Source organism: Allobosea lupini (assembly GCF_900109525.1).
Classification (GTDB): domain Bacteria; phylum Pseudomonadota; class Alphaproteobacteria; order Rhizobiales; family Beijerinckiaceae; genus Allobosea; species Allobosea lupini.
The window spans coordinates 802088-824262 of record NZ_FOAN01000001.1; the positions used below are offsets into that span (position 1 = coordinate 802088).

Below are 22175 nucleotides of genomic sequence, written 5' to 3' on the forward strand. Positions count from 1 at the left end.
ATGCTTGACCTCCAGATCATGGCCGAGGCTTTCCCGAACCTGCTCCAGGGCGTCGGGCTGACGGGCAGGCTTGCCATCCTCATCCTGATCTTCGGCATGGTGATCGCGATACCGCTGGCCTATGCGCGCAATGCGCACTCGGCCTGGCTGCATGGGCCGGCGAGCGCCTACATCTTCGTCATTCGCGGCGTCCCGTCGCTGCTGCAGGTCTTCCTGGTCTATTACGGGCTCGGGCAGTTCGAATTCATCCGGAGTTCGGCGCTCTGGCCGATCTTCCGCGACCCGTTCTGGTGCGTGATCATCGCGCTCGGGCTGAACTCAGCCGCCTATACCGCCGAGATCATCGCCGGCGCGCTCAGGCTCGTGCCGAAGGGGCTCAACGAAGCGGCGCGGGCGCTCGGCCTGTCCTGGTTCCAGACGCAGCGCAAGATCATTATCCCGCTCGCGGCCCGCCTCGCCCTGCCCGCCTATGAGAACGAGATCATCCTGACGGTGAAGGCGACCTCGCTGGCGAGCACCATCACCCTGCTGGACCTCACCGGCGCGGCCCGGCTGGAGGTGTCGAACACCTTCGCGCCCTATGAGGTCTTCCTCACCGCCGGCGCGATCTATTTCTGCATCACGACGACGCTGAGCTGGCTGCTGCGCAAGCTCGAGCAGCGCCTGTCGATCGAGAACCGCGGCGTCGCGCAGAAGGCGCGGGAGCTTCGGCTCGGCGCGGCGGCGCACGCCTGAGAGCCGACCCGCGGTCGATCCTCACACCGGCACCGCGCCGTGCACCTTGATCTCCTTCAGGACGAGGTTGGTGCGGACATGCGCGATGCCTGGCAGCCTGAACAGGAAATTGTCCAGGAACTCGTTGTAGGCGTCCTTGTCGCGGCAAACGATATGCAGGTGGTAATCCGCCTCGCCCGTGGTCGCGAAGCACTCCAGCACCTCCGGCCGCTCGGCCACGCGTGAGATGAAGGTCGCGACGTGGTCGGCCTCGTGCCGCACCAGCCCGACATGCACGATCGCGCTGAAGGCGAGCCCCGCTTTGCCCGGATCGACGATCGCGCGGTAGCTCGCGATCACGCCCGCCTCCTCCAGCGCCCGCACGCGCCGCCAGCAGGCGGACGCCGACATGCCGGCGCGCTCGGCCAGATCCTGGTTCGAGATGCGGGCGTCGCCCTGCAGCAGAGCGACGAGCTTGCGATCCTGATCGGTGAGTTGCATCTGGCGGGGCTCCGGAAGGATCATCCTGTCAGGCGGCCATTCTCGGTGAAATCGACCGATCGAGCAACCAATTCCGGCAAACAAGACAGATCTTTCCAGAGCAGGCGGCCTAGACTCGCCGCGAGAATTGCCGGGAGGTCCGCGCCATGAATGCCATCACGCCGATCGGCCCGCTCTTCGACTACGCGCTGGGCGATCGCTACACCCGCAGCAGCGGCCGTGTCTTCCTGACCGGCACGCAGGCGCTGGTGCGGATCGCGCTCGATCAGGCCCGGCGCGACCGCGCCGCCGGGCTCGATACGGCGGGCTTCATCTCAGGCTATCGCGGCTCCCCGCTCGGCGGCGTCGACCTCGAACTCTGGCGCTCCAGCGATCTCCTGAAGCAGCACGGCATCGAGTTCCTGCCGGCGGTCAACGAGGACCTCGCCGCCACTGCCGTTCTCGGCTCGCAGCAGGTCGAGACCAATCCGGACCGGACGGTGCAGGGCGTCTTCGGCCTCTGGTACGGCAAAGGGCCCGGCGTCGATCGTGCCGGCGATGCGCTCAAGCACGGCAACGCCTATGGCTCCTCGCCGCATGGCGGCGTGCTGGTCGTCGCCGGCGACGATCATGGCTGCGTCTCCTCATCGATGCCGCATCAATCCGACGTCGCCTTCATGGCCTGGTTCATGCCGACGCTGAACCCGGCTTCGATCGCCGAATACCTCGCCTTCGGCGAGTACGGCTACGCGCTGTCGCGCTATTCCGGCATGTGGGTCGGCTTCAAGGCGATCTCGGAGACGGTCGAGAGCGGCCAGTCGGTCGAATTGCCGGCGCCGCGCCGGTTCAACGATCCCGACTACACGCCGCCGGCCACCGGGCTGCACTATCGCTGGCCGGATCTGCCGGGTCCCCAGATCGAGGAGCGCATGGAGGCCAAGAAGATGGCGGTCTTCGCCTTCGCCGAGGCGAACCCGATCGACCGGCGCATCTACGACATCCCCGACGCCTCCTTCGGCATCGTCACCACCGGCAAGGCGCATCTCGACCTGATGGAGGCGCTGCGCCTGCTCGGCCTCGACGAAGCGGCCTGCCGCAGCCACGGCATCGACATCTACAAGGTCGGCATGGTCTGGCCGCTGGCGCGCCGGGCGGCGCTGGAATTCGTGCGCGGCAAGGCGGAGATCCTCGTCGTCGAGGAAAAGCGCGGCATCATCGAGAGCCAGCTCAAGGAGTATTTCTACGACTATCCCGGCCACAAGCCGCATTCGATGGTCGGCAAGCGCGACGAGGACGGCCATCGCCTGATCTCCTGGATCGGCGAGCTGTCGCCGCGCCTGCTCGCGCCGATCGTGGCGAAACGCCTGGACGCGCTGTTCCCGGATCTGCGCCTTGCCGAGCGGGCCGCGGCGCTCGCGCCCGAAGCCAGCCGGCTGATCCAGGTGCCGGGCGCGACGCGGACGCCGTATTTCTGCTCCGGCTGCCCGCACAACTCGTCGACCAAGGTGCCGGAGGGCTCGAAGGCGCTGGCCGGGATCGGTTGCCATTTCATGGCGAGCTGGATGGACCGCGAGACCAGCTCGCTGATCCAGATGGGCGGCGAAGGCGTCAACTGGGCGGCGTCGTCGCTGTTCACCGGCAAGGGCCACATCTTCCAGAACCTCGGCGAAGGCACCTATTACCATTCCGGCTCGATGGCGATCCGCCAGGCGATCGCGGCGAAAGCCAACATCACCTACAAGATCCTGTTCAACGACGCCGTCGCCATGACCGGCGGCCAGCCCGTGGACGGGCCAATCAGCGTACACGCCATCGCGCAGGAGGTCCGCGCCGAGGGTGTCGAGCGGATCGCGCTGGTTTCGGACGCGCCGGAGAAGTTCGCGCCGAGCAGCCTCCCCCATGGCGTGACGATCCATCACCGCCGCGAACTCGATGCGGTCCAGCGCGAATTGCGCGAGATCAAGGGCGTCTCGGTCCTGATCTACGAGCAGACCTGCGCCACCGAAAAGCGCCGCCGGCGCAAGCGCGGCACGATGGTCGATCCCCAGCGCTTCGCGGTCATCAACGACCTCGTCTGCGAGGGCTGCGGCGACTGTTCGGTGGCGTCGAACTGCCTGAGCGTCGAGCCGAAGGAGACGCCCTTCGGCCGCAAGCGGCAGATCAACCTCTCCAACTGCAACAAGGACTTTTCCTGCCTCGACGGCTTCTGCCCGAGCTTCGTTACGGTCGAAGGCGCCACTCGCCGCAAGCGGCAGGCGAGCGCGGACGACTTCGCCGGGCGGGCGGCGGCGTTGCCTGAACCGGCTCTGCCGGCGCTCGACAGGCCCTATGACCTGCTCGTCACCGGCGTCGGCGGTACCGGCGTCGTCACGGTCGGCGCGCTGATCGCGATGGCTGCGCATCTCGAAGGCAAAGGCAGCTCGGTGCTCGATTTCACCGGCTTCGCCCAGAAATTCGGGCCGGTGCTCTCCTTCATGCGGATCGCCGCTACGCCCGAGGCGATAAACCAGGTCCGCATCGACGCCGGCGCGGCCGACGCGCTGATCGGCTGCGATATCGTGGTGTCGTCCTCGCCCAAGGCCTCGGCGACGTATCGCGCCGGCATGCGCGCTGTCGTCAACCTGGCGGAGATGCCAACCGGCGACATCGTGCGCCAGCGCGACGCCGACCTCGCGACGCGCCGCCGGCTGAAGGCGATCGAGGCGGCGATGGGCGCCGACAACGTCCGCGCCATCGATGCCAATGCCCTCGCCGAGACGCTGTTCGGCGATGCCGTCTTCGCCAACATCGTCATGCTCGGCCATGCCTGGCAGCAGGGGCTGGTTCCGGTCGGGCTGGAGGCGCTTCACCGCGCCATCACGCTCAACGGGGTCGCGGTCGAGCGCAACCGGCAGGCCTTTGCCGCCGGCCGGCTCGCAGCCGCCGACCCGGCAGCCTTCGCGCCGGCACCTGTCGCCGTCGAGACGGAAGGCCTCGATGCGGTGATCACCCGCCGCGAGCGCTTCCTCGCCGACTACCAGGACGAGGCCTGGGCGCGGCGCTACCGGGCTGCTGTCGACAAGGTCCGCGCCGCCGAGCGGCCGTTCGGCAGCGAAGCGCTGACGCTGGCCGTCGCCCGCTCGCTGTTCAAGCTGATGTCCTACAAGGACGAATACGAGGTCGCGCGGCTGCACATGCAAACCGGCTTCCTCGACGAGCTGAAACAGCGCTTCGAGGGCGACTTCACGGTGAACTACCATCTCGCCCCGCCCTTCCTCGGCGGCGAGAAGGATGCGCGCGGACGCCCGCTGAAGCGCCGCTTCGGCCAGTGGATCCAGACGCCGCTGCGGCTGCTGGCCCGGCTCAAGACCCTGCGCGGCACCGCTTTCGACCCGTTCGGCTACACGGCGGAGCGCAAGATGGAGCGCGCGCTGATCGGCTGGTACGAGGGGCTGATCGACGAGCTGCTGGCACGGCTCCCGGCCCGGGGGCCGGACGCCCTGGCAACGATCGCCGCCTTGCCGATGGATATTCGCGGCTATGGCCCGGTCAAGGATGCCGCCGTGGAACGGGTCAAGGCCGCGGCGGAGCAGCGGCTGAACGAGCTTTCGGCGGCAGCAGCGAAGGAAGCCGCCTGAGCGCCATGCGGCAAACCCTACGGCACATCGCCTTCGAAGCGCACGCCGAGCGAGCCGAGCGCGCGCCAGTAATCCGGATAGGTCTTCGCCACGCAGCCGGGATCGAGGATGGTCACGCCGCCGATCTTCAACCCGGCCAGCGCGAAGCTCATGGCGATGCGGTGGTCGGCGAAGGTGTCGATCTCGGCCGGCAGCGTCTGGCCGGCCAGCGCCGGATCGGAGGCCACCAGCAGGTCGTCGCCCTCCTCGACACCGAGTCCGGTGCGAATCCGCGACAGGCCCTGCGCCAGCGCGGCGACCCGGTCGCATTCCTTGACGCGCAGATTGGCGATGCCGGTGAAGCGCACCGGCGTCCGGTTGAAGGCGGCGAGCACGGCGAGCGTCGGCACCGCATCCTGCATCTGTGAGCCGTCGATCTCAGCCGGCAGGTTGGGGAACGCGGCGATCAGCTCATGCGCCCTGGCGTCGGGCTGGGTGAAGGCGGAAGCCGGCACGCCGAGGTCGATCGCGCCGCCGGTCAGCACCTCCGCCGCCCAGAGATAGGTCGCGGCCGAAGCGTCCGGCTCGATCAGGTAGTCGGTCGCAGCGTAGCCGGTCGGGGCGATCCGCCAGCCGCCGCTCGCCGGCTCGGAGACTTCGGCGCCGAAGGCGCGCATCGTCGCCAGCGTCAGGTCGACATAGCCGCGCGCGCCGATCTCCTGCCCGGTCAGGACGACATCGACGGGGTTGCGCGCGCAGGCGCCTGCCATCAGCAGCGCCGAGACATATTGGCTGGAGAGCCCGCCATCGACCTCGACCAGCCCGCCTTCGAATCCGCCCTGCCCCTGGATGGTGACTGGCGGGCAGCCGCTCGGCGCGCTGATCGCAACGCCGAGCCGGGTCAACGCCTCGACCAAAGGCAGGATCGGCCGCTTGCGCATATGCTCGTCGCCATCGACGACGACCGTGCCGTCGACCAAAGCCGCTGCCGCCGTCAGGAAGCGGGTCGCGGTGCCGGCATTGCCGAGGAAGAGCGGTCCGGCCGGCGCCTTGAGCCGCCCGTCGCTGGTGACGATGAAGCTGGTCGCGTCGGGCTCGTCGATCGCGACGCCCATGTCGCGCAGCGCCTGCGCCATATAGCGGGTGTCGTCGCTCTTCAGCGCGCCGCTGAGCCGGCTGGTGCCCTTCGCCAGAGCCGCGACCAGCAGCGCCCGATTGGTGATCGATTTCGAGCCGGGCGGCATCACGCGGCCGGTCAGGGCGGCCGTCGTCGGCAGGATGGTGAGTTTGCTCAGGGCGGGTTGGGTCATGGCAGGCTCGCGGCTCGGTCGCGAGGGTCTTAGACCGTGCCGCCGCCTAGCGGAAGCCGCGTCCGCGGGCCTTCAGCCCTTCGCCAGCCCGAACCCGCCGACCGGCTGCGTGACGACATGGCTGTCGAAACCGGCGATGATCGGCCTGGCCTTGGCGATCGCCGCCTGCACCGCCGGCAGAGCGAGCGAAGCCTTGTGGCTTTCTTCCTTGTCCCAGACTTCGGTCACCCAAATCGCATCGGCATCGCCGGGATCGCGAGCGACGATGTAGCTCAGGCAGCCAGGCATGGTGCCGCTGCTCTCGAGGATGTAGCCGATCAGCGCCTCGCGCTCGCCGGGCGTGGCCCGCATCTTCCCGATCAATCCGTACATGGCAGGCACCTCCTCGAGTCCGGCCGCAGCCTGCCCTCCGGCCTGATACGGCGCAATCAGCCGTCCTGACTGGACCTGTCAGCAGTGCAGGCTCAACCAAGCGTGCCTAGCGCCCGCAAGGCCTTCAGCGTCTCGCGCAGGCCGCGATGCAACGGCTTGTCCTTGCGCAGGACGAGGCCGAGCGTGCGATGCACCCGCGGCGTCAGGGCGCGCACCACCAGCCCGTCGTTCTCGCCATACACTGCCATGCCCGGGAGGATGGCGCAGCCGAGGCCGGCGCCGACCAGCCGCTTGATCGCCTCGACGCTGCCGAGCGACATCACCGGTTTCAGCGTCACGCCGGCTCGGGCGAACCATTCGTCGGCGATGCGGCGGGTGATGCCGCCCGGCTCGAACAGCAGCACCGGCAGGCGCGCCATCGCCTCGGGCGTCAATCGCGCCGGCAACTCCATGCCGGGCGGCGCGATCACGGCGAATTCGTCCTCCAGCAGCGGCGTGACGTCCAGAGCGCGACCTGCGGCCGGCAGCGAGACCAGGCCGATATCGATCTGATTGTCCTCGATCGCCTTGACGATGTCGGAGGTGTTGCCGGTGCTGACCGTGATTTCCAGTGTCGGGTGTTGCTGGCGCAATTCGCGCAGTACCGGCGGCAGCAGGAAGATGCAGGCGGTGGCGCCGGTGCCGATCCGCACGCGGCCCATCGCCCCGGTCGCATGGCGCGCCATCGCCTCTTGCGCGGCCGCCACCGCCGCCTCGATCCTTCCGGCATGGTCGAGCAGTTCCGTCCCCGCCGCGGTCGGCTGTGCCCGGCGCCCGACCCGCTCGATCAGCACCGTGCCGAGGCGGCGCTCCAGTTCACGGATCTGCAGGCTGACCGCCGGCTGGCTCAGGCCCAGTCGCTCGGCCGCCGCCGAGAAACTGCCGAGCGCGATCACCTGGCGGAAGCTGTCGAGCTGGTCGAGGCGAAGATCGCGCATCTCAAAGAATTTCTCATGCTCTGCATAACTTCGAGAAGCTTCATTTATGGCACGGCAAAGCGCAAGATCGCCGTGATGACAAGAATCGACTCCTCCCCCTCCACGCCACCCGTCGTCGTCCGCGACACGGAAGAAGCCGACATGGCTGCGATCCAGGCGATCTACAGCCATCATGTCCTAACCGGCCTCGCCAGCTTCGAGGAGACGCCGCCGAGCGTCGCGGAGATGCTAGCGCGTCGGCGGGCGGTGCTGGCACTCAGCCTGCCCTATCTCGCTGCCGAGCAGGGCGGCCGGATCGTCGGATACAGTTATGCCAGCAGCTACCGGCCCCGCCCGGCCTACCGCCACACGATCGAGGATTCGGTCTATGTCGCCGAGGGACAGGCCGGGCGCGGCATCGGCGGCGCTCTGCTCGCGGCACTGATCGCCCGCTGCGAGGCCGGCCCGTGGCGGCAGATGCTGGCGGTGATCGGCGACAGCGGCAATGCCGCCTCGATCGCCCTGCATCGCCGTTTCGGCTTCGAGCCAGTCGGCACCTTGCGCTCGGCCGGCTTCAAGTTCGGCCGCTGGGTCGACACTGTCCTGATGCAGCGCAGCCTCGGGCCGGGAGACCAGACGTTGCCACAGCCATGGACGGCCGGATCGGCCGGGTGATCTCCCGCAGCACCGTCTTCTGCCTCGGGCTGGCGCAGCTCATTTCCTGGGGCGTGTCCTATTATCTCGTCGGCGCCTTCGGCGAGCGGATCGCAGGCGAGCTCGGCTGGTCGCAGGCGATCATCCATGGCGGGCTCTCGGCCGGCCTGCTGGTGATGGGTTTGACCTCGGGCGCGGTCGGCCGCCTGATCGACCGCCATGGCGGCCGCACGGTGATGTGCCTGGGATCGCTCCTGACAGCCGCCGGCTGCCTCGGCCTCGCCTTCGCCCATACTATCGCGGCCTATTACGCCGCCTGGCTCTGCCTCGGCCTCGCCATGCGGCTCAGCCTCTATGACGCCGCCTTTGCGGCGCTGGCTCGGATCGGCGGCAGCGCAGCGCGCCGGCCGATCGCCCAGATCACCCTGCTCGGGGGCCTGGCCTCGACCGTGTTCTGGCCGCTCGGCCATGTGCTCGCCGAGCAATTCGGCTGGCGCGGCGCCCTCATCGCCTATGCCGGCTTCGCGCTGCTCACCTTGTCGCTGCACCTGACCTTGCCCACTGTCTCCGCGCGGCCTTCGTCTGACGCGGCTGCCGCGAAGCCCGTCGTCACGCTCAGCCCGGCCGACACGCGCTTCGCCGGCCTGCTCTACGCGTTGATCGTCACCTTCGCCGGCGTGCTCAACGCCGGCATGTCCGCCCATATGATCGGCATCCTCGCCGGGCTCGGACTGCCCGCCGCGGCCGCGGTCTGGATCGGCGCGACCCGCGGCATCGGCCAGTCGCTGGCGCGGCTCGGCGAGGTGCTGTTCGGGGCGAAGACCAGCCCGTTCGACCTCAACCTCGTCGCCTGCCTGGTCCTGCCGCTGTGCTTCGTTGTCGGGCTCGCCGGCGGGGCGAGCGCCATCGCGGCACTCGCCTTCGCCTTCTGCTACGGCGCCGGCAACGGTGTGCTGACGATCACGCGCGGCACGCTGCCCCTGATGCTGTTCGATCCGAAGAGCTATGGCGCCTATGTCGGGCGTTTGCTGGCGCCGGGCTTTTTCCTCTCGGCCGCCTCGCCGCTCGCCTATGCCCTGCTAATCGAGCGCTATGGCGCTGCGGCAGCGCTGATCCTGTCGGGAACGCTGGCGCTGGCCATGCTGGTCTCGGCCATCCTGCTCAGAGCGCGCTTCCACAGCCTGCCACGCTCCTGACAATCTCTGTCAGCACACCTCGCAGGAACAATGCGGCAACATCGGCGGCTGCGTGCTACTCATGCCCGCCTCCCGCCCGGCTGCACTGGCACGAGCCGGCGATTGCCCTATCTCTACGGCTTAGCCCGAACCGGACACCACCATGGCCCGCAAGACCACGCTCGCCGAACAGGCCGCGACGCTGGAAGACATGTTCGACCGCAAGTCCGCACAGGACTCGGCGGCCGATCGGAACGCCCGCGTCATCTCGGTGCGCGGCGCGCGCGAGCACAATCTCAAGAATGTCGATCTCGCGATTCCGCGCGACAAGCTGGTGGTGTTCACCGGCCTCTCCGGCTCGGGCAAGTCCTCGCTCGCCTTCGACACGATCTATGCGGAGGGCCAGCGCCGCTATGTCGAGTCGCTCTCGGCCTATGCCCGCCAGTTCCTCGAGATGATGCAGAAGCCCGATGTCGACCAGATCGACGGGCTCTCGCCGGCGATCTCGATCGAGCAGAAGACGACCTCGAAGAATCCGCGCTCGACCGTCGGCACCGTCACCGAGATCCACGACTATATGCGCCTGCTCTGGGCGCGCGCCGGCATCCCCTATTCGCCGGCGACCGGCCTGCCGATCGAGAGCCAGACCGTGCAGCAGATGGTCGACCGCCTGGTCGAGCTGCCGGAGAAGACCCGCGGCTACCTGCTGGCGCCGGTGGTGCGCGGCCGCAAGGGCGAGTTCCGCAAGGAGATGGCCGACTGGCTGAAGCGCGGCTTCCAGCGCGTCAAGGTCAATGGCGAGTTCTACGAGATCCCGGACGCGCCGGCGCTCGACAAGAAGTTCAAGCACGACATCGACGTGGTGGTCGACCGCATCGTCATCCGGCCCGATCTCGGCGCCCGCCTCGCCGACTCGCTGGAGCAGGCGCTCGACCTCGCCGACGGTATCGCGGTCTTCGAATATGCCGACGAGAAGGAGGAGAACGGCGAGGCCAAGCGCGTCACCTTCTCCTCGAAATTCGCCTGCCCGGTCTCCGGCTTCACCATCCCCGAGATCGAGCCGCGCCTGTTCTCGTTCAACAACCCGTTCGGCGCCTGCCCGGCCTGCGACGGCCTCGGCCACGAGATGCGGATCGATCCCGAGATGATCGTCCCGGATCATTCGCTCAGCCTGAAGAAGGGCGCGATCGCGCCCTGGGCCAAGTCGACCTCGCCCTATTACGGCCAGACGCTCGACGCGCTCGCCAGGCATTTCGGCTTCTCGACCACCAAGCCCTGGAGCGAGCTGCCGCAGAGCGCCCGCGACGCCATCCTGTTCGGCACCGGCACCGAGGCCGTGCGCATGGCCTACAACGACGGCCTGCGCGCCTATGAGGTGAAGAAGCCCTTCGAGGGCGTGATCACCAATATGGAGCGGCGCTGGAAGGAGACCGAGAGCGACTGGGCCCGCGAGGAGATCGGCCGCTTCATGTCGGAGACGCCGTGCGCGGCGTGCAACGGCTTTAGGCTCAAGCCCGAGGCGCTGGCGGTCAAGATCGACATGCGCCATATCGGCGAGATCTCGCAGCTCTCGGTCAAGGACGCGCTCGCCTGGGTCAGCGCCCTGCCCTCGCGCCTGTCGGCGAAGCAGAACGAGATCGCCCCGCGCATCCTCAAGGAGATCCGCGACCGGCTGACCTTCCTGCTCGATGTCGGCCTGGAATACCTGACGCTGGCGCGCGGCTCGCGCACGCTGTCAGGCGGCGAGAGCCAGCGCATCCGCCTCGCCAGCCAGATCGGTTCGGGCCTCACCGGCGTGCTCTATGTGCTGGACGAGCCCTCGATCGGCCTGCACCAGCGCGACAATGAGCGCCTGCTCGGCACGCTGCGCCGCCTGCGCGACCTCGGCAACACCGTGATCGTGGTCGAGCATGACGAGGACGCGATCCTCACCGCCGACTATGTCGTCGATGTCGGCCCCGGCGCCGGCATCCATGGCGGCGAGATCGTCTCGAAGGGCACCCCGCAGGACATCCTCGCCGACCCGAACTCGCTCACCGGCAAATACCTCACCGGCGAGATGAGCGTCCCTGTCCCTGCCAAGCGCCGCAAGCCGCAGAAGGGCCGGAGCCTGAAGATCGTCGGCGCCCGCGGCAACAACCTCAAGGACGTCACGGTCGACATCCCGCTCGGCCTGTTCACCTGCATCACCGGCGTGTCGGGCGGCGGCAAGTCGACGCTGGTCATCGACACGCTCTACAAGGCGATCGCGCGCAAGCTCAACGGCTCGATCGAGCACCCTGCCCCGCATGACCGCATCGAGGGCATGGAGCATCTCGACAAGGTCATTGACATCGACCAGTCGCCGATCGGCCGCACCCCGCGCTCGAACCCGGCGACCTATACCGGCGCCTTCACGCCGACCCGCGAATGGTTCGCCGGCCTGCCCGAGGCCAAGGCGCGCGGCTACCAGGCCGGCCGCTTCTCGTTCAACGTCAAGGGCGGCCGCTGCGAGGCCTGCCAGGGCGACGGCGTCATCAAGATCGAGATGCACTTCCTGCCCGACGTCTACGTCACCTGCGATGTCTGCAAGGGCAAGCGCTATGACCGCGAAACGCTCGAGGTGAAATACCGCGACCGCTCGATCGCCGACGTGCTCGACATGACGGTCGAGGAGGCCAAGGACCTGTTCAAGGCCGTGCCCTCGATCCGCGACAAGATGGTGACGCTCGCGCGCGTCGGGCTCGACTATGTCAAGGTCGGCCAGCAGGCGACGACGCTCTCGGGCGGCGAGGCGCAGCGCGTCAAGCTCTCCAAGGAGCTCTCAAAGCGCGCCACCGGCCGCACCCTCTACATCCTCGACGAACCGACCACCGGCCTGCACTTCCACGACGTCGCCAAGCTGATGGAGGTGCTGCACGAACTGGTCGAGCAGGGCAATTCCGTGGTGGTGATCGAGCACAATCTCGAAGTGATCAAGACCGCCGACTGGATCATCGACATGGGCCCCGAAGGCGGCGACGGCGGCGGCGAAGTCGTGGCGCAAGGCACGCCGGAAGATGTGGTGCGGATCGGCAAAGGCCACACCGCGCGCTTCCTCAAGGAGGTGCTGGAGCGGCGGCCGTTGAAGGGCAAGGGGGCAAGGCAGGCGGCGGAATAAAGCTTTGAGCAGATACGAGGAATTCGCTGCCAACGCCTTATGTAAAATAGAAATTCAGGTCAACGCTAAAACAACATTGTTTACCAAGTCAGTTACCGTGTCATCCGCTTGAGATTGTACTACGACAACGCTTGATGGATGCGCGGCGATATTCCGGCGGTCTAATTTATCTTTCAAAATTTTAAATATATTGGAATTGAACAATCCCGCACTACTACAAATCGCTATGACCTCTGACTCTTTCAGATCATCCAAAAAATTATCGTAGCTACCAACAATGATGCCAACCTTTTTTGGGTACCGCTTGATTATGGCGGCATTAAAAGCTGCAAGCCGAGACGGATCTTTTAAGATCCAGTCCAGTAAATGAGCATACGTCAGATTCCAAACCATAACGATGCACGCGCGAAAAGCCTCGGCGCGGTAACATTTAAGCGCCTCAAAAAGGAACGCCCGTTCGTTTATGTTCGGGATTTTTGCCGGAAGGTCAGTAAGAATTTTGCTGACTGCGACTACACTATGATGAACCCCGTATCGTTTGTCTAAGTCGACGCGCACCCCTCTTTCCAATTTATAGCCACCTTTGGCCTTCATGAGCTCCTTGTAGCTCACCATCCGAGGCAAGTATTTTGAGACTCCCGGATCGGCCAAATGCAACTCTTCGAAGCAACGCCGTATGGCAGAATTGTCAAAAATTTCGCGCTTGGCATTGACGTGCAAATGCCAAGCAAAAATCTTGATCCTACCTCGTGGAGACAGCTGCTGAAAATCTGAAACTTGGCTTACGAGTTCAGACAGCTCCATTTTTACCCAACTTCTGTACGTAGTCCAATCCGATATGGTTGATTTCGTACTCGCCGGCATCGTTCTTCGCGAAGAATTTCTTCGACTTAAGGTCGCGCAACGGCTGCCAAAAATCTGGAATATTGATCGACCACCCCATTGAACGGAAACACGTATAGATATGACCGGCAGTCACACCATCCGTGCCTCGATTCTCCTTCAACCAAGCAGCAGCGATTAGATACTTTTTAGCTTGGCTTCCGGCATCCTTCCCCGCCGCGAAAGTCTGCAACGAAACAGGTGAGTTCATATCAATCTCGACGATATCCGGCGCCTTGGGGGCTTTACGCGGGCGCGATACCTTCGGCGCGGCAGGAGCCGCATCGATGATTTCGGACCGGTCATCTTCGTCATCGACCTGTTCTTCGTCGACTGGATCACCGCCATTTAATGCCGGAGCTGCCATCGGAATGCGCTTGACGATGGTATGTGTCGCAGGACGAAGCGCGTTCGTAATTGCCTGCGTGATTTGCTCAATGTTGCCATCAGCAATCTCAGCATCGACCATAACGAAGCGGATGCGTGACGTACCGCCCTGTTTAACCGGAGCCTTTGCCATTACACCCCCAGGCTGTTGAAACCGCCCATCCGGCATACTTGAACGACTTTATCTGTACCCAGCTCAACCACAAGGGGCAATGTTTCCTTTCTGTTCCTCCATCTAGCTAAAGCCTCAGGATTTTTGTGGACAGCGCGAATGAGCTGAATTTCTTGGGGCACTCGCAGACTAAGGCAACGGCCGCGTTGGCTCCGGATCAAAACGAGGAATGTCAGCAAACCAACGACTGTGAGCTTCGAAATAGGTGGCTATCGCTAGTCCGATCTCCGCGTTGTGATCGGGGTTCGGTTTTGCCGCGCTTCCCTCTGGAAACCACATCCCTGCACCGCGCTTGACATGCGTCACCTCATCGTCGGTCGCTCCAAGGAATGCGGCTGCCAGCCCCACCTCCGATCGCGTCCTTGCCGATAGCAACCGGCCTATGCCGCGATCCAACAGTCGCTTTGGCAAGGTATCGACTAACTCGGTCGTCAAAGGTCCGCACAGCCCTTCCTCGTTGAGCACGGTGGTCATACCCATCGGCTCCCACGCATGTTTGGGGCTCTGATCTGAAACGATCAGGTGAAGCACCGCCACATAAGGAAACCCAGCTTTCAAAAGCTGCCCCGCTTGGGAAAACCCCATCTCATTCGGCGACTTCCCTTGCCGTTGAAAGCTGGCGCGAATGACTTTGATTTCCGCCGCGATCACCCTGCTCAAAAGCAACTCGTCGCCTTCGTAAGGGATAATCAGAAGATCGATATCGCCCGGATTATTGACCTCAGGGAGAACCCGATTTGTCGGAACGGCGATTGCAGCATAGACCCCGCTGTCACGCGGCATAACGTTGAAATAATCCGGCTGGAGCGAGCAGTAGACCAAGCCAAACAACTTGCGCTGCAAGATCAACGAAGCGGTCATAAGCTTCTCTTCCCGCTTCAGCGCGTCAGTGCGGGATGCGAGCACGCCGATTGAGCCAGACTTACGATACCAGCCGCGCGATACCGTCCGGTAGCGATCAGGCCCAGCGATCGGATCCACGTGCTTTGTCACGGCAGGACGATCTGTGAGCGGCGAAAGTGATGTCAAGACTTACGTGGATGAGCGCGGGAAACCCCTCTCCCGAATGGGAGAGGGGCAGGGGTGAGGGCCTGCCGCCGGTAGTTGGGGCAAAACGGTTGCCGCTGCACCTTCTGCGGATACGGCAGGCCCTCATCCGGCGCTCCGCGCCACCTTCTCCCATCCGGGAGAAGGCAAGAGGCGTCGCGGCTCCCTCGCCTTCCCGTCATGCTCGGGCTTGTCGCGAGCACCCACGCCTTGCGACGCGCATGGCCGGCGCCGGCCCGCGAAACGCCGCTCGCCCGGTCGTTCCGGCGCGAAGACGTGGATGGTCGGGACAAGCCCGACCATGACGGGAGCGAACTTATCCCCGCCCCCAAAACCTCCCGTATAATCCCTTCGCCCATCACCCATACGGGGCGGCCGTCCGGAGGTATGCCAGAGGCTGGGTGAGGGTCGGCGCCTGCGGGCGGGGGTTACGCCCCGCTCCCGGGAGGCTTCGGGGCACCGCCCTGGGGGCAATACGACCCCTGTGCGAGGAGCTCGCTAGATGGACGGCCCGCCAGGCGCCGCCCTGTTCACATGCCGGCGCGACCACCCGTTGAGGGGCACTGGCGCCGGCAGGAGCGGGACGACCGGCAGGCCAACCGCAGAAGCGCGGCCCGAAGACTGAAAGAGCCGAAGGCGGAGCGCCACGGGGCGTGCGGATGGGGACCATCCGCGCCGCTTCCTGGCTTAACGGAAGCGGATGCTACTCAACGCGCCTCGCGGCGCTCCGCCAGCCCCGTATTTTGACGCGCCCGCAGGCAGGCCTGCGGGCGGGATTTGGCGCGCGCCTTCCTTCTCCCCTCGGGGGAGAAGGTGGCGGCGCGAAGCGCTGACGGATGAGGGCCTCCATGCAGGGCGAGCGGCAAGCATCTCACCCGGTCGTACCGCCCTCATCCCCCTGCCGGGACCTTCTCCCCCGAAGGGAGAAGGCAGAGGCCTTGCGTCAGCGGCCGAAGGCCCGGCGCAGGACCGCTTCGTTCTCTTCCTGCCGCTTCCTGTCCTCGTCGGCCCGCCGGGTCTCCTCCTCCAGCGCCCGCTTCTGGGCGACCTCCCGCGCGCGGCGGTCTTCGAGGGCCTTGGCCCGGGCCAGTCTTGCTTGACCCTGCCCGTCCAGCTGCCAGAGCCCGGCGAGATTGGCGCCGGCAGCGGCGATGCCGGCCAGCAGGACGGCGATCTGGAGCCGCTGGAAGAGCGGGAGCGTCCGCGGATCGTCGCCCATGGCCATGACCTGCGCGGGGCGGCGGGGCGAGCCGTTGGGGACGATGCCGATCGCCTTCCCCGCCGGCCGGTCGCGGAAGGCGAGCCACCGGCGCGTCACCGCCTGGCGCAGCTGCTGGCGATCGGCCGCGACCAGCTCGTGGTGGAGCGCGACCTGCACGGTGTCGCCATGGGGAATGAAGTTGCCGTTCCAGCCGGGGCCGCGCAGCCAGAACGATTTTACGTGGAGCATGGCGTCGTAGAACCGCCGGGAGACCACGATCACGGTGACGTCGGCATGGAGCGCGCGCCGGTACATCAGCGTCGAGCCGCTGGAGAACAGCCAGACGGGATTGAACAGCCTGGTGACGATATCGGCCCTCTCGACGGCCTGCACCTCGTGCCAGGGGATCAGGACCTGCCTGACCCAGCGGTGCTGAATGCCGGCCGGCGAGAGGGTGAAGACCGGCTTGCCGGGGCGGTAGCGCGCCCGCAGCGCCACCACGATGACGCCGAGGCCCAGCGCCAGGGCCAGGGCGATGAAGGCAAAGTGGCCTCGCGACGCAGGCTTGTCGTCGGCATCGGCGAGGACGAGCAGGGCGAGCCCGATGACGATCAGCAGCAGGCCGGTCGGCAGCAGCCGGGCGACGCTGGTCGTCATGCGGTATTCCAGCGTCCTGCGGAGATCCTGACCCTCGTCGTCCACGGCTGCCCCCGGCTGCGACAATGAGCGCGAGCCGCCCCATGCCGGCGGAGCAGCCCCGCCACACTGGCCGAACGCGTCGGCGCCGGCAAGGAGGGCCGGGGCGGCGGGCGCGGGGCCGCAGGAGGAGCCAGCCGCGCCCTTGCGTCGCACGGCTTTGTGAGGGTCTTGTTTACGCCTTGTTAAACCCGGCACTTTCATCCCTGCGATGCAAACAGGAGATGACCCAATGATCAGACTGGCCCCTCTGGCGGCACTCAGCCTTCTTTCGGCAACGGCTTCGGCTTTCGCCGCCCCGGCACAGCCGCTCGGCCAGTTCAAGCAGTGGAATGCGGCTGCCTATGACAATGCGAATGGCAAGCGTTGCTATATCGTCTCCTCGCCGAGCGCCGAGACACCTGCGACGTTGCGTCATGGTGACGTGTTCTTCTTCGTTCAGACCGCGCCGAACGCGCAAGCCCGCACCGAGTCGAGCTTCCAGACCGGCTATGATTTCGCCAAGGATTCGACCGTCACCGTGACGATCGGCGACGAGACGTTCCGCATGCTGACCTCGGGCAACAATGCCTGGCTGCAGCGGCTGGAGCGCGAGGGCGAGCTGCTCGCGGCGATGAAGGCCGGCGACGAGATGGTGCTGGCGGCGCGCTCGGCCCGCGGCAACGAGACCAGCTACACCTTCTCGCTCGACGGCGTGACCGCGGCGTCGCGGCTGCTGGAGCGCTGCGGCTGACGCGCGGCTACAGGACGCCGTGGCGCTCGAAGACCGAGCGCAGGCTGTTGCCGGCGAGCAGCTCCTCGCGGGTCGTGTCCTCGGCCTCGATCTTGGCCAGCGCCCGCCGGATCGCCTCGGGCGCGATCGCGCGGGGCACGATGACGACGCCGTCGACGTCGCCGAAGATGAAATCGCCCGGCGCGACGCGGGCGCCGCCGAGCTCGACAGGCTCGTCGGCGGCCATCATCTCGGCCCGGCCCTTGGTGTCGAGAGGGCCGATGCCGCCATGGAAGACCGGGAAGCCGAGCTCGCGGATGCGGCGGACATCGCGCACCAGCCCATCGGTGAGGCAGCCGGCGGCGCCTCTCACCATCGAGGCGGTGGTGAGCAGTTCGCCCCAGGGCGCGATCCGGTCGGTCGGCCCGTCGCAGGCGAGCACCGGGATCTCGCCGGGCTCGAGGCTGTCGATCAGGTCCATCTCGAGGGCGTAAGGGTTATGGCCCTCGGGGAGATGGTAGCGTTTCATGTAAAGCCCGGTACGGGCAAAGCCGCAGAGCACGCTGGCCTCGTCGAGCGGGCGCACGAAGGGCTTCACCGCCTGGTCGGGATGGCCGAGTTCATCGAGCACATCGGAGAGCACCGCTGCATAGAGCCGGCCCTTCAGCTCGGCGAGATCGAGTTCCCTGGCCAGATCCGGCATGCGCGCTTCCCCTCTCCTCATTATGGGGGAAGCTTCCGGGCGCGGCGGCGGCGGGTCAAGCCGTCGCCGCTGCGTGGAGCGCGGTACAGCGCTGCGATTCAGGAGCGGGGCGAGAGGAGCGCCGCACGCAACAGCAGATAGAGCAACAGCCCGTTGAGCAGGTGCCAGCCCCAGTGCAGCCCGAGCGGCAGCGCGCCGCACAGGACGGAGTCGAGCGAGCGGAAGGTCAGCGATAGAGCGAAGACGAGGCCGGCGACGGCCATACGCCCCCCCGTGGCAGCATCTCCGCGGCCCCTCGCCGCAAGCGCCACACCAAAGAGGCCGATGAGAAAGCCGGCATAACCGGCCGAACCGCGCATGCCGGCCGGCAGCAATGGCGCAACGCCGGAGGCAAGGCCGAAGCAGGCGCCGAGGAAGAGCAGCGCGCCGATCGCCGCCAGCAATGGCGACAGTCCGAGGAACCGGTTGAGCGCCAGCCCGAAATAGCAGAGCGCGAAAAGCTGGATCGGCACGACATCGGCCAGCAGCGTCCAGCGCTGCGGCATGGTGTGGAACAGGAAGGAGCCGACGCCGATGATCCCGACCAGTATCGTCAGCGCTTCGACCGGCCGGTCGCGACGACCCTGCCGGCGCAGCATGAGGAATGCAGCCAGCGCGGCAAGCAGGAAGGCGGCATTGCTGATCGCATTGAGCGGCTCGGCCCAGAAGGCTCCGCTCAGCCGTTCGCAATAGCCCACGCCCTGCATGCCCTGTCCCGCGCCCGCTCGAATCGTCGAATCATGCCACCGACCTCATGCCGACGCATGACACGAGCCGGCCGAACCGGGCGGAATTTTCTTCGAATCCAGCCATGGTGAATAGCGCGTTACGCAGCCCCCGGGCTTGGCAACCGATATTGCAGCGCAAACTGCATGGCCCATCGCACCGATTCTGCATAGATCAGCGCCATATCCCGAGCGGACGCCAGCGCGCGCCAGTGAACGCCTAAAATTTAGGCCAAATTTTCACTGTTCTGACAAAATCGTTAAGCGCTCTGCGCGGGTCTGGCGCCGTTTCCAAACGATCTCTTAATTCGCCATGCGTCTAAAGCATAACAGAGCTGACGCCGCGCACCTGTGAGAGGCACCCTGATCGCTCTATATGCAGTGCACAACGAATTCATCGCTGTCGGGGCTAAGCCCCGCAAAACCAAAAGGTTATCACCATGTTCCTGACCATGATCGCTGCCAAGATTCGCGCCTATCTTCGCTATCGCGAGACCGTCCGCGAGCTGTCCCGCCTCACCGACCGTGAGCTCGACGATCTCGGCCTGTCGCGCTCGGACATCCAGTACGTCGCCCGCACCCACGCGGCCTGATTTCTGACCGCCTGGGTTAGACGAGTAGTTTCTCCTAGACTCCGCGTTCCTCCCCTCGGGGTCTGGTCGAAGAGCGAATGCCCGCTTCCGAGCGGGCATTTTGCGTTTCTGGGTCTGGATTCAGCCCAGCGCCCTTGACCTTCCGCGCTGCCGCGGACACATCGCGACCATGACAATCGCACCCATCCACGTCGTCGGCGGCGGCCTCGCCGGTTCGGAAGCCACCTGGCAGATCGCTGAGGCCGGCGTTCCGGTCGTCCTGCACGAAATGCGTCCGGTGCGCGGCACCGACGCCCACAAGACGGAAGGGCTCGCCGAACTGGTCTGCTCCAACTCCTTCCGCTCGGACGATTCGTCCTCCAACGCCGTCGGCCAACTGCATTGGGAGATGCGCCGGCTCGGCTCGCTGATCATGGCGAAGGGTGACACCCACCAGGTTCCGGCCGGCGGGGCGCTCGCGGTCGACCGCGACGGTTTCTCGCAGGCCGTCACCGCGGCACTGGAAGCCCATCCGAATGTCACGATTGAACGTGGCGAGATCGCCGGCCTGCCACCGGCCGATTGGGACAAGGTCATTGTCGCGACCGGCCCGTTGACCTCGCCGGCGCTGGCGGAGGGCATCCGCTCACTCACCGGCACGGGGGAGCTCGCCTTCTTCGACGCGATCGCACCGATCGTCCATTTCGACTCGATCGACATGGACGTCGCCTGGTTCCAGTCGCGCTATGACAAGGCGGGCCCGGGCGGCACCGGCGCCGACTACATCAACTGCCCGCTCGACCGCGACCGGTACGAGGCCTTCATCGACGCGCTGCTCGCGGCGGAGAAGACCGAGTTCAAGGAGTGGGAGGGCACGCCCTATTTCGACGGCTGCCTGCCGATCGAGGTGATGGCCGAGCGCGGCCGCGAGACGCTGCGCTGGGGGCCGATGAAGCCGGTCGGCCTGACCAACAAGCACAATCCGACGGTGAAGGCCTATGCCGTCGTCCAGCTCCGCCAGGACAATGCGCTGGGCACGCTGTTCAACATGACGGGCTTCCAGACCAAGCTGAAATACGGAGAGCAGGCGGCGATCTTCCGGATGATCCCCGGGCTGGAGAATGCCGAGTTCGCCCGGCTCGGCGGCATCCACCGCAACACCTATCTCAACTCGCCGGAACTGCTCGATCCGCAATTGCGGCTGAAGGCCGATCCGCGTCTGCGCTTCGCCGGGCAGATCACCGGCTGCGAGGGCTATGTCGAGAGCGCCGCGATCGGGCTGCTGACGGGCAGGCTCGCCGCGGCCGAGCGGCTCGGCCTGCCGCTGGAGCTGCCACCAGCGACGACGGCGCTGGGCGCGCTGGTCAACCACATCACCGGGGGTCATATCGTCACCATCGACGAAGGCCCGCGCTCCTTCCAGCCGATGAACATCAATTTCGGCCTGTTCCCGCATATCGAGGGCGTCGCGACCACGGGTCCGGACGGCAAGCGCCTGAAGGGCCCGGCCAAGAGCCTCGCCCGCAAGCAGGCGCTGACGGCGCGGGCGAAGATCGAGATGGATGGGTGGGTTGGGGCTAAGAGCGTCGAGGCGGCGGAATAACTGCCGTCATTCTCGGGCGGAGCGAAGCGCAGACCCGAGAATCTCATGACAAGAAGGCACCGATCAGAGCCTCCTTCTGCCTGAGATGCTCGGGTCAAGCCCGAGCATGACGCGCTGCTCTGCTACGCCCGTGCCGCACGCCACAGCGTCCATTGCCGCCGGAGCGGCGAAAGGCCGATGATGGTGCGGTAGGGATCGTAGCTGCGCCGCTCCATTTGCCGGAGATAGGGCTCGACCAACGCAACGGGGAGGAAGGCTGGCCTGATCGCGGCCGGCACGGTGGCGGAGAGGTCGTTGAGCTTGCGCAGATGGATGCGCGCCAGCGCCCGCATCTCCTTCAGCGAATAGGTCAGGCCCGGCCCGCCGCGGCCACGCACGATGTCCTCGCGGGTGACGCCGTTGCGGCCGAGCAGATCGGCCGGGAGATAAACCTGTCCGCGCGCCGCATGCCAGGGGAAGGCGCGCATCAGCCCGCAGAGCGCATAGGCGACGCCGGCATGGCCGGCGGCTGTCGCGCCGCCGGGATCGCGGCCTTGGCCCAGCACGAGGGACGCAAGCCGGATCAGCGCACTCGAGGTTTCGCCAGCATAGCCTTCGAGGTCGGAGAGCGCGGGCATAGGGTCGTCATAGAGATCGAAGACGCGCGCCTCGACCAGGCCTGAAAGCGGGGCGATCGGCAGGCGAAAGCGCCTGACGGTGTCAAGCAAAGCCTGCGCGACCGGGTGCCCCGACACGGGCGCGTCCGAACCGGCCTCGAGCACATCGCGCCACCATTGCAGGCGGACCTCGCCCGGCAACGGCTCGCTGACCTGCTCGCGCACGCGGGCGATCTCATGACTGAAGGCATAGAGCGCGAACAGGCCGGGCCGCAGCGCCTCGGGCGCATAAAGCGAGGCGATATAGCGGTCGGGATCGTGCTCCCGGACCAGCGCCAGGCAATGGCCATAGGCCTGGGAGAGCGGGGCCGGCGCAGTGCCGGCACGGTCCTCGGTTCTCGTGGTCATGCGCCCTCCCCGCTCCCGCCGTCACGCGGGTCGAAG

The 22175-nt window shown here is 66.4% G+C and carries 19 protein-coding genes; 8 read left to right on the forward strand and 11 right to left on the reverse strand.

From position 1 onward, the window contains the following. Complete coding sequence (locus BMZ21_RS03900; protein WP_091829899.1) at positions 1–735, forward strand: ABC transporter permease; 735 nt, start codon at positions 1–3, stop codon at positions 733–735. Between the two features lie 21 nt (positions 736–756). Here BMZ21_RS03900 and BMZ21_RS03905 read toward each other — a convergent pair whose 3' ends face one another. Further along, entirely contained in the window at positions 757–1215 is a 459-nt protein-coding gene (locus tag BMZ21_RS03905) for an Lrp/AsnC family transcriptional regulator (RefSeq protein WP_091830589.1), read from the reverse strand. Positions 1216–1361: 146 nt separating this feature from the next. Here BMZ21_RS03905 and BMZ21_RS03910 point away from each other — a divergent pair, with 146 nt between their 5' ends. After that, positions 1362–4811 (forward strand): indolepyruvate ferredoxin oxidoreductase family protein, encoded by a 3450-nt coding sequence (locus BMZ21_RS03910; RefSeq protein ID WP_091829902.1) that lies wholly within the window; start codon positions 1362–1364, stop codon positions 4809–4811. 17 nt (positions 4812–4828) lie between these two features. Here the strand turns inward: BMZ21_RS03910 and BMZ21_RS03915 are convergent, their stop codons facing one another. The 3 genes from BMZ21_RS03915 to BMZ21_RS03925 all read right to left on the reverse strand — a co-directional run bounded on the left by BMZ21_RS03915 (position 4829) and on the right by BMZ21_RS03925 (position 7449). Further along, the gene (locus BMZ21_RS03915; RefSeq protein WP_091829904.1) at positions 4829–6100 is read right to left on the reverse strand and encodes a 3-phosphoshikimate 1-carboxyvinyltransferase; all 1272 of its coding nucleotides are present in this window, start codon (positions 6098–6100) and stop codon (positions 4829–4831) included. Positions 6101–6172: 72 nt separating this feature from the next. After that, positions 6173–6472: a putative quinol monooxygenase gene (locus tag BMZ21_RS03920; protein WP_091829906.1), complete on the reverse strand. Its 300-nt coding sequence runs from the start codon at positions 6470–6472 to the stop codon at positions 6173–6175. 92 nt (positions 6473–6564) lie between these two features. After that, complete coding sequence (locus BMZ21_RS03925) at positions 6565–7449, reverse strand: LysR family transcriptional regulator (protein ID WP_091829908.1); 885 nt, start codon at positions 7447–7449, stop codon at positions 6565–6567. 75 nt (positions 7450–7524) lie between these two features. Here BMZ21_RS03925 and BMZ21_RS03930 point away from each other — a divergent pair, with 75 nt between their 5' ends. The 3 genes from BMZ21_RS03930 (at position 7525) to uvrA (ending at position 12396) form a co-directional block, all read left to right on the forward strand. Then, positions 7525–8103 carry a GNAT family N-acetyltransferase gene (locus BMZ21_RS03930; protein WP_091830591.1) on the forward strand — a complete coding sequence of 193 codons (579 nt, stop codon included), beginning with the start codon at positions 7525–7527 and terminating at the stop codon, positions 8101–8103. Beyond that, entirely contained in the window at positions 8100–9278 is a 1179-nt protein-coding gene (locus tag BMZ21_RS03935) for an MFS transporter (protein ID WP_091830594.1), read from the forward strand. The genes BMZ21_RS03930 and BMZ21_RS03935 overlap by 4 nt, the downstream gene beginning before the upstream one ends. Positions 9279–9468: 190 nt before the next feature. Next, positions 9469–12396 carry an excinuclease ABC subunit UvrA gene (uvrA, locus tag BMZ21_RS03940; protein WP_244543710.1) on the forward strand — a complete coding sequence of 976 codons (2928 nt, stop codon included), beginning with the start codon at positions 9469–9471 and terminating at the stop codon, positions 12394–12396. Between the two features lie 54 nt (positions 12397–12450). On the opposite strand, the gene BMZ21_RS29835 is transcribed toward uvrA, so the two are convergent. The 4 genes from BMZ21_RS29835 to BMZ21_RS03955 all read right to left on the reverse strand — a co-directional run bounded on the left by BMZ21_RS29835 (position 12451) and on the right by BMZ21_RS03955 (position 16742). After that, on the reverse strand, positions 12451–13200 hold the full coding sequence (locus BMZ21_RS29835; protein WP_143079645.1) for a hypothetical protein: 750 nt from the start codon (positions 13198–13200) through the stop codon (positions 12451–12453). Beyond that, the gene (locus BMZ21_RS03945; RefSeq protein ID WP_091829912.1) at positions 13187–13798 is read right to left on the reverse strand and encodes a hypothetical protein; all 612 of its coding nucleotides are present in this window, start codon (positions 13796–13798) and stop codon (positions 13187–13189) included. The genes BMZ21_RS29835 and BMZ21_RS03945 overlap by 14 nt, the downstream gene beginning before the upstream one ends. A gap of 168 nt (positions 13799–13966) precedes the next feature. Next, positions 13967–14830: a hypothetical protein gene (locus BMZ21_RS03950; protein ID WP_143079646.1), complete on the reverse strand. Its 864-nt coding sequence runs from the start codon at positions 14828–14830 to the stop codon at positions 13967–13969. A 997-nt stretch (positions 14831–15827) separates the two neighbouring features. Further along, positions 15828–16742 (reverse strand): cell envelope integrity TolA family protein, encoded by a 915-nt coding sequence (locus BMZ21_RS03955; RefSeq protein ID WP_091829916.1) that lies wholly within the window; start codon positions 16740–16742, stop codon positions 15828–15830. Positions 16743–17013: 271 nt separating this feature from the next. Here BMZ21_RS03955 and BMZ21_RS03960 point away from each other — a divergent pair, with 271 nt between their 5' ends. Beyond that, positions 17014–17514, forward strand: a complete 501-nt coding sequence (locus BMZ21_RS03960) for an invasion associated locus B family protein (protein WP_091829918.1) — start codon at positions 17014–17016, stop codon at positions 17512–17514. Positions 17515–17521: 7 nt separating this feature from the next. Here BMZ21_RS03960 and BMZ21_RS03965 read toward each other — a convergent pair whose 3' ends face one another. Together BMZ21_RS03965 and BMZ21_RS03970 are read right to left on the reverse strand one after the other, a co-directional pair. Further along, entirely contained in the window at positions 17522–18196 is a 675-nt protein-coding gene (locus tag BMZ21_RS03965) for an RraA family protein (RefSeq protein WP_091829920.1), read from the reverse strand. A gap of 98 nt (positions 18197–18294) precedes the next feature. After that, positions 18295–18942, reverse strand: a complete 648-nt coding sequence (locus BMZ21_RS03970; protein ID WP_091829923.1) for a ceramidase domain-containing protein — start codon at positions 18940–18942, stop codon at positions 18295–18297. Positions 18943–19400: 458 nt separating this feature from the next. On the opposite strand from BMZ21_RS03970, the gene BMZ21_RS03975 reads away from it, so the two are divergent. Both BMZ21_RS03975 and trmFO read left to right on the forward strand, forming a co-directional pair. Next, positions 19401–19553, forward strand: coding sequence for a DUF1127 domain-containing protein (locus BMZ21_RS03975; RefSeq protein WP_091829925.1), 153 nt, complete (start codon positions 19401–19403; stop codon positions 19551–19553). A 169-nt stretch (positions 19554–19722) separates the two neighbouring features. Next, positions 19723–21135 (forward strand): methylenetetrahydrofolate--tRNA-(uracil(54)-C(5))-methyltransferase (FADH(2)-oxidizing) TrmFO, encoded by a 1413-nt coding sequence (gene trmFO, locus BMZ21_RS03980; protein WP_091829927.1) that lies wholly within the window; start codon positions 19723–19725, stop codon positions 21133–21135. Between the two features lie 122 nt (positions 21136–21257). On the opposite strand, the gene BMZ21_RS03985 is transcribed toward trmFO, so the two are convergent. Continuing rightward, a complete protein-coding gene (locus BMZ21_RS03985) occupies positions 21258–22139 on the reverse strand; it encodes a phytoene/squalene synthase family protein (protein WP_091829929.1) in 882 nt (293 codons plus the stop codon). Positions 22140–22175: the final 36 nt, after the last annotated feature.

Bases quoted from the DNA above. Each gene is read 5' to 3' on its own strand.
- BMZ21_RS03900 (WP_091829899.1), top strand. From the start codon at position 1: ATGCTTGACCTCCAGATCATGGCCGAGGCTTTCCCGAACCTGCTCCAG.
- BMZ21_RS03905 (WP_091830589.1), bottom strand. From the start codon at position 1,215: ATGCAACTCACCGATCAGGATCGCAAGCTCGTCGCTCTGCTGCAGGGC.
- BMZ21_RS03910 (WP_091829902.1), top strand. From the start codon at position 1,362: ATGAATGCCATCACGCCGATCGGCCCGCTCTTCGACTACGCGCTGGGC.
- BMZ21_RS03915 (WP_091829904.1), bottom strand. From the start codon at position 6,100: ATGACCCAACCCGCCCTGAGCAAACTCACCATCCTGCCGACGACGGCC.
- BMZ21_RS03920 (WP_091829906.1), bottom strand. From the start codon at position 6,472: ATGTACGGATTGATCGGGAAGATGCGGGCCACGCCCGGCGAGCGCGAG.
- BMZ21_RS03925 (WP_091829908.1), bottom strand. From the start codon at position 7,449: ATGCGCGATCTTCGCCTCGACCAGCTCGACAGCTTCCGCCAGGTGATC.
- BMZ21_RS03930 (WP_091830591.1), top strand. From the start codon at position 7,525: ATGACAAGAATCGACTCCTCCCCCTCCACGCCACCCGTCGTCGTCCGC.
- uvrA (WP_244543710.1), top strand. From the start codon at position 9,469: ATGTTCGACCGCAAGTCCGCACAGGACTCGGCGGCCGATCGGAACGCC.
- BMZ21_RS29835 (WP_143079645.1), bottom strand. From the start codon at position 13,200: ATGGAGCTGTCTGAACTCGTAAGCCAAGTTTCAGATTTTCAGCAGCTG.
- BMZ21_RS03945 (WP_091829912.1), bottom strand. From the start codon at position 13,798: ATGGCAAAGGCTCCGGTTAAACAGGGCGGTACGTCACGCATCCGCTTC.
- BMZ21_RS03955 (WP_091829916.1), bottom strand. From the start codon at position 16,742: ATGACGACCAGCGTCGCCCGGCTGCTGCCGACCGGCCTGCTGCTGATC.
- BMZ21_RS03960 (WP_091829918.1), top strand. From the start codon at position 17,014: ATGATCAGACTGGCCCCTCTGGCGGCACTCAGCCTTCTTTCGGCAACG.
- BMZ21_RS03965 (WP_091829920.1), bottom strand. From the start codon at position 18,196: ATGCCGGATCTGGCCAGGGAACTCGATCTCGCCGAGCTGAAGGGCCGG.
- BMZ21_RS03970 (WP_091829923.1), bottom strand. From the start codon at position 18,942: ATGCAGGGCGTGGGCTATTGCGAACGGCTGAGCGGAGCCTTCTGGGCC.
- BMZ21_RS03975 (WP_091829925.1), top strand. From the start codon at position 19,401: ATGTTCCTGACCATGATCGCTGCCAAGATTCGCGCCTATCTTCGCTAT.
- trmFO (WP_091829927.1), top strand. From the start codon at position 19,723: ATGACAATCGCACCCATCCACGTCGTCGGCGGCGGCCTCGCCGGTTCG.
- BMZ21_RS03985 (WP_091829929.1), bottom strand. From the start codon at position 22,139: ATGACCACGAGAACCGAGGACCGTGCCGGCACTGCGCCGGCCCCGCTC.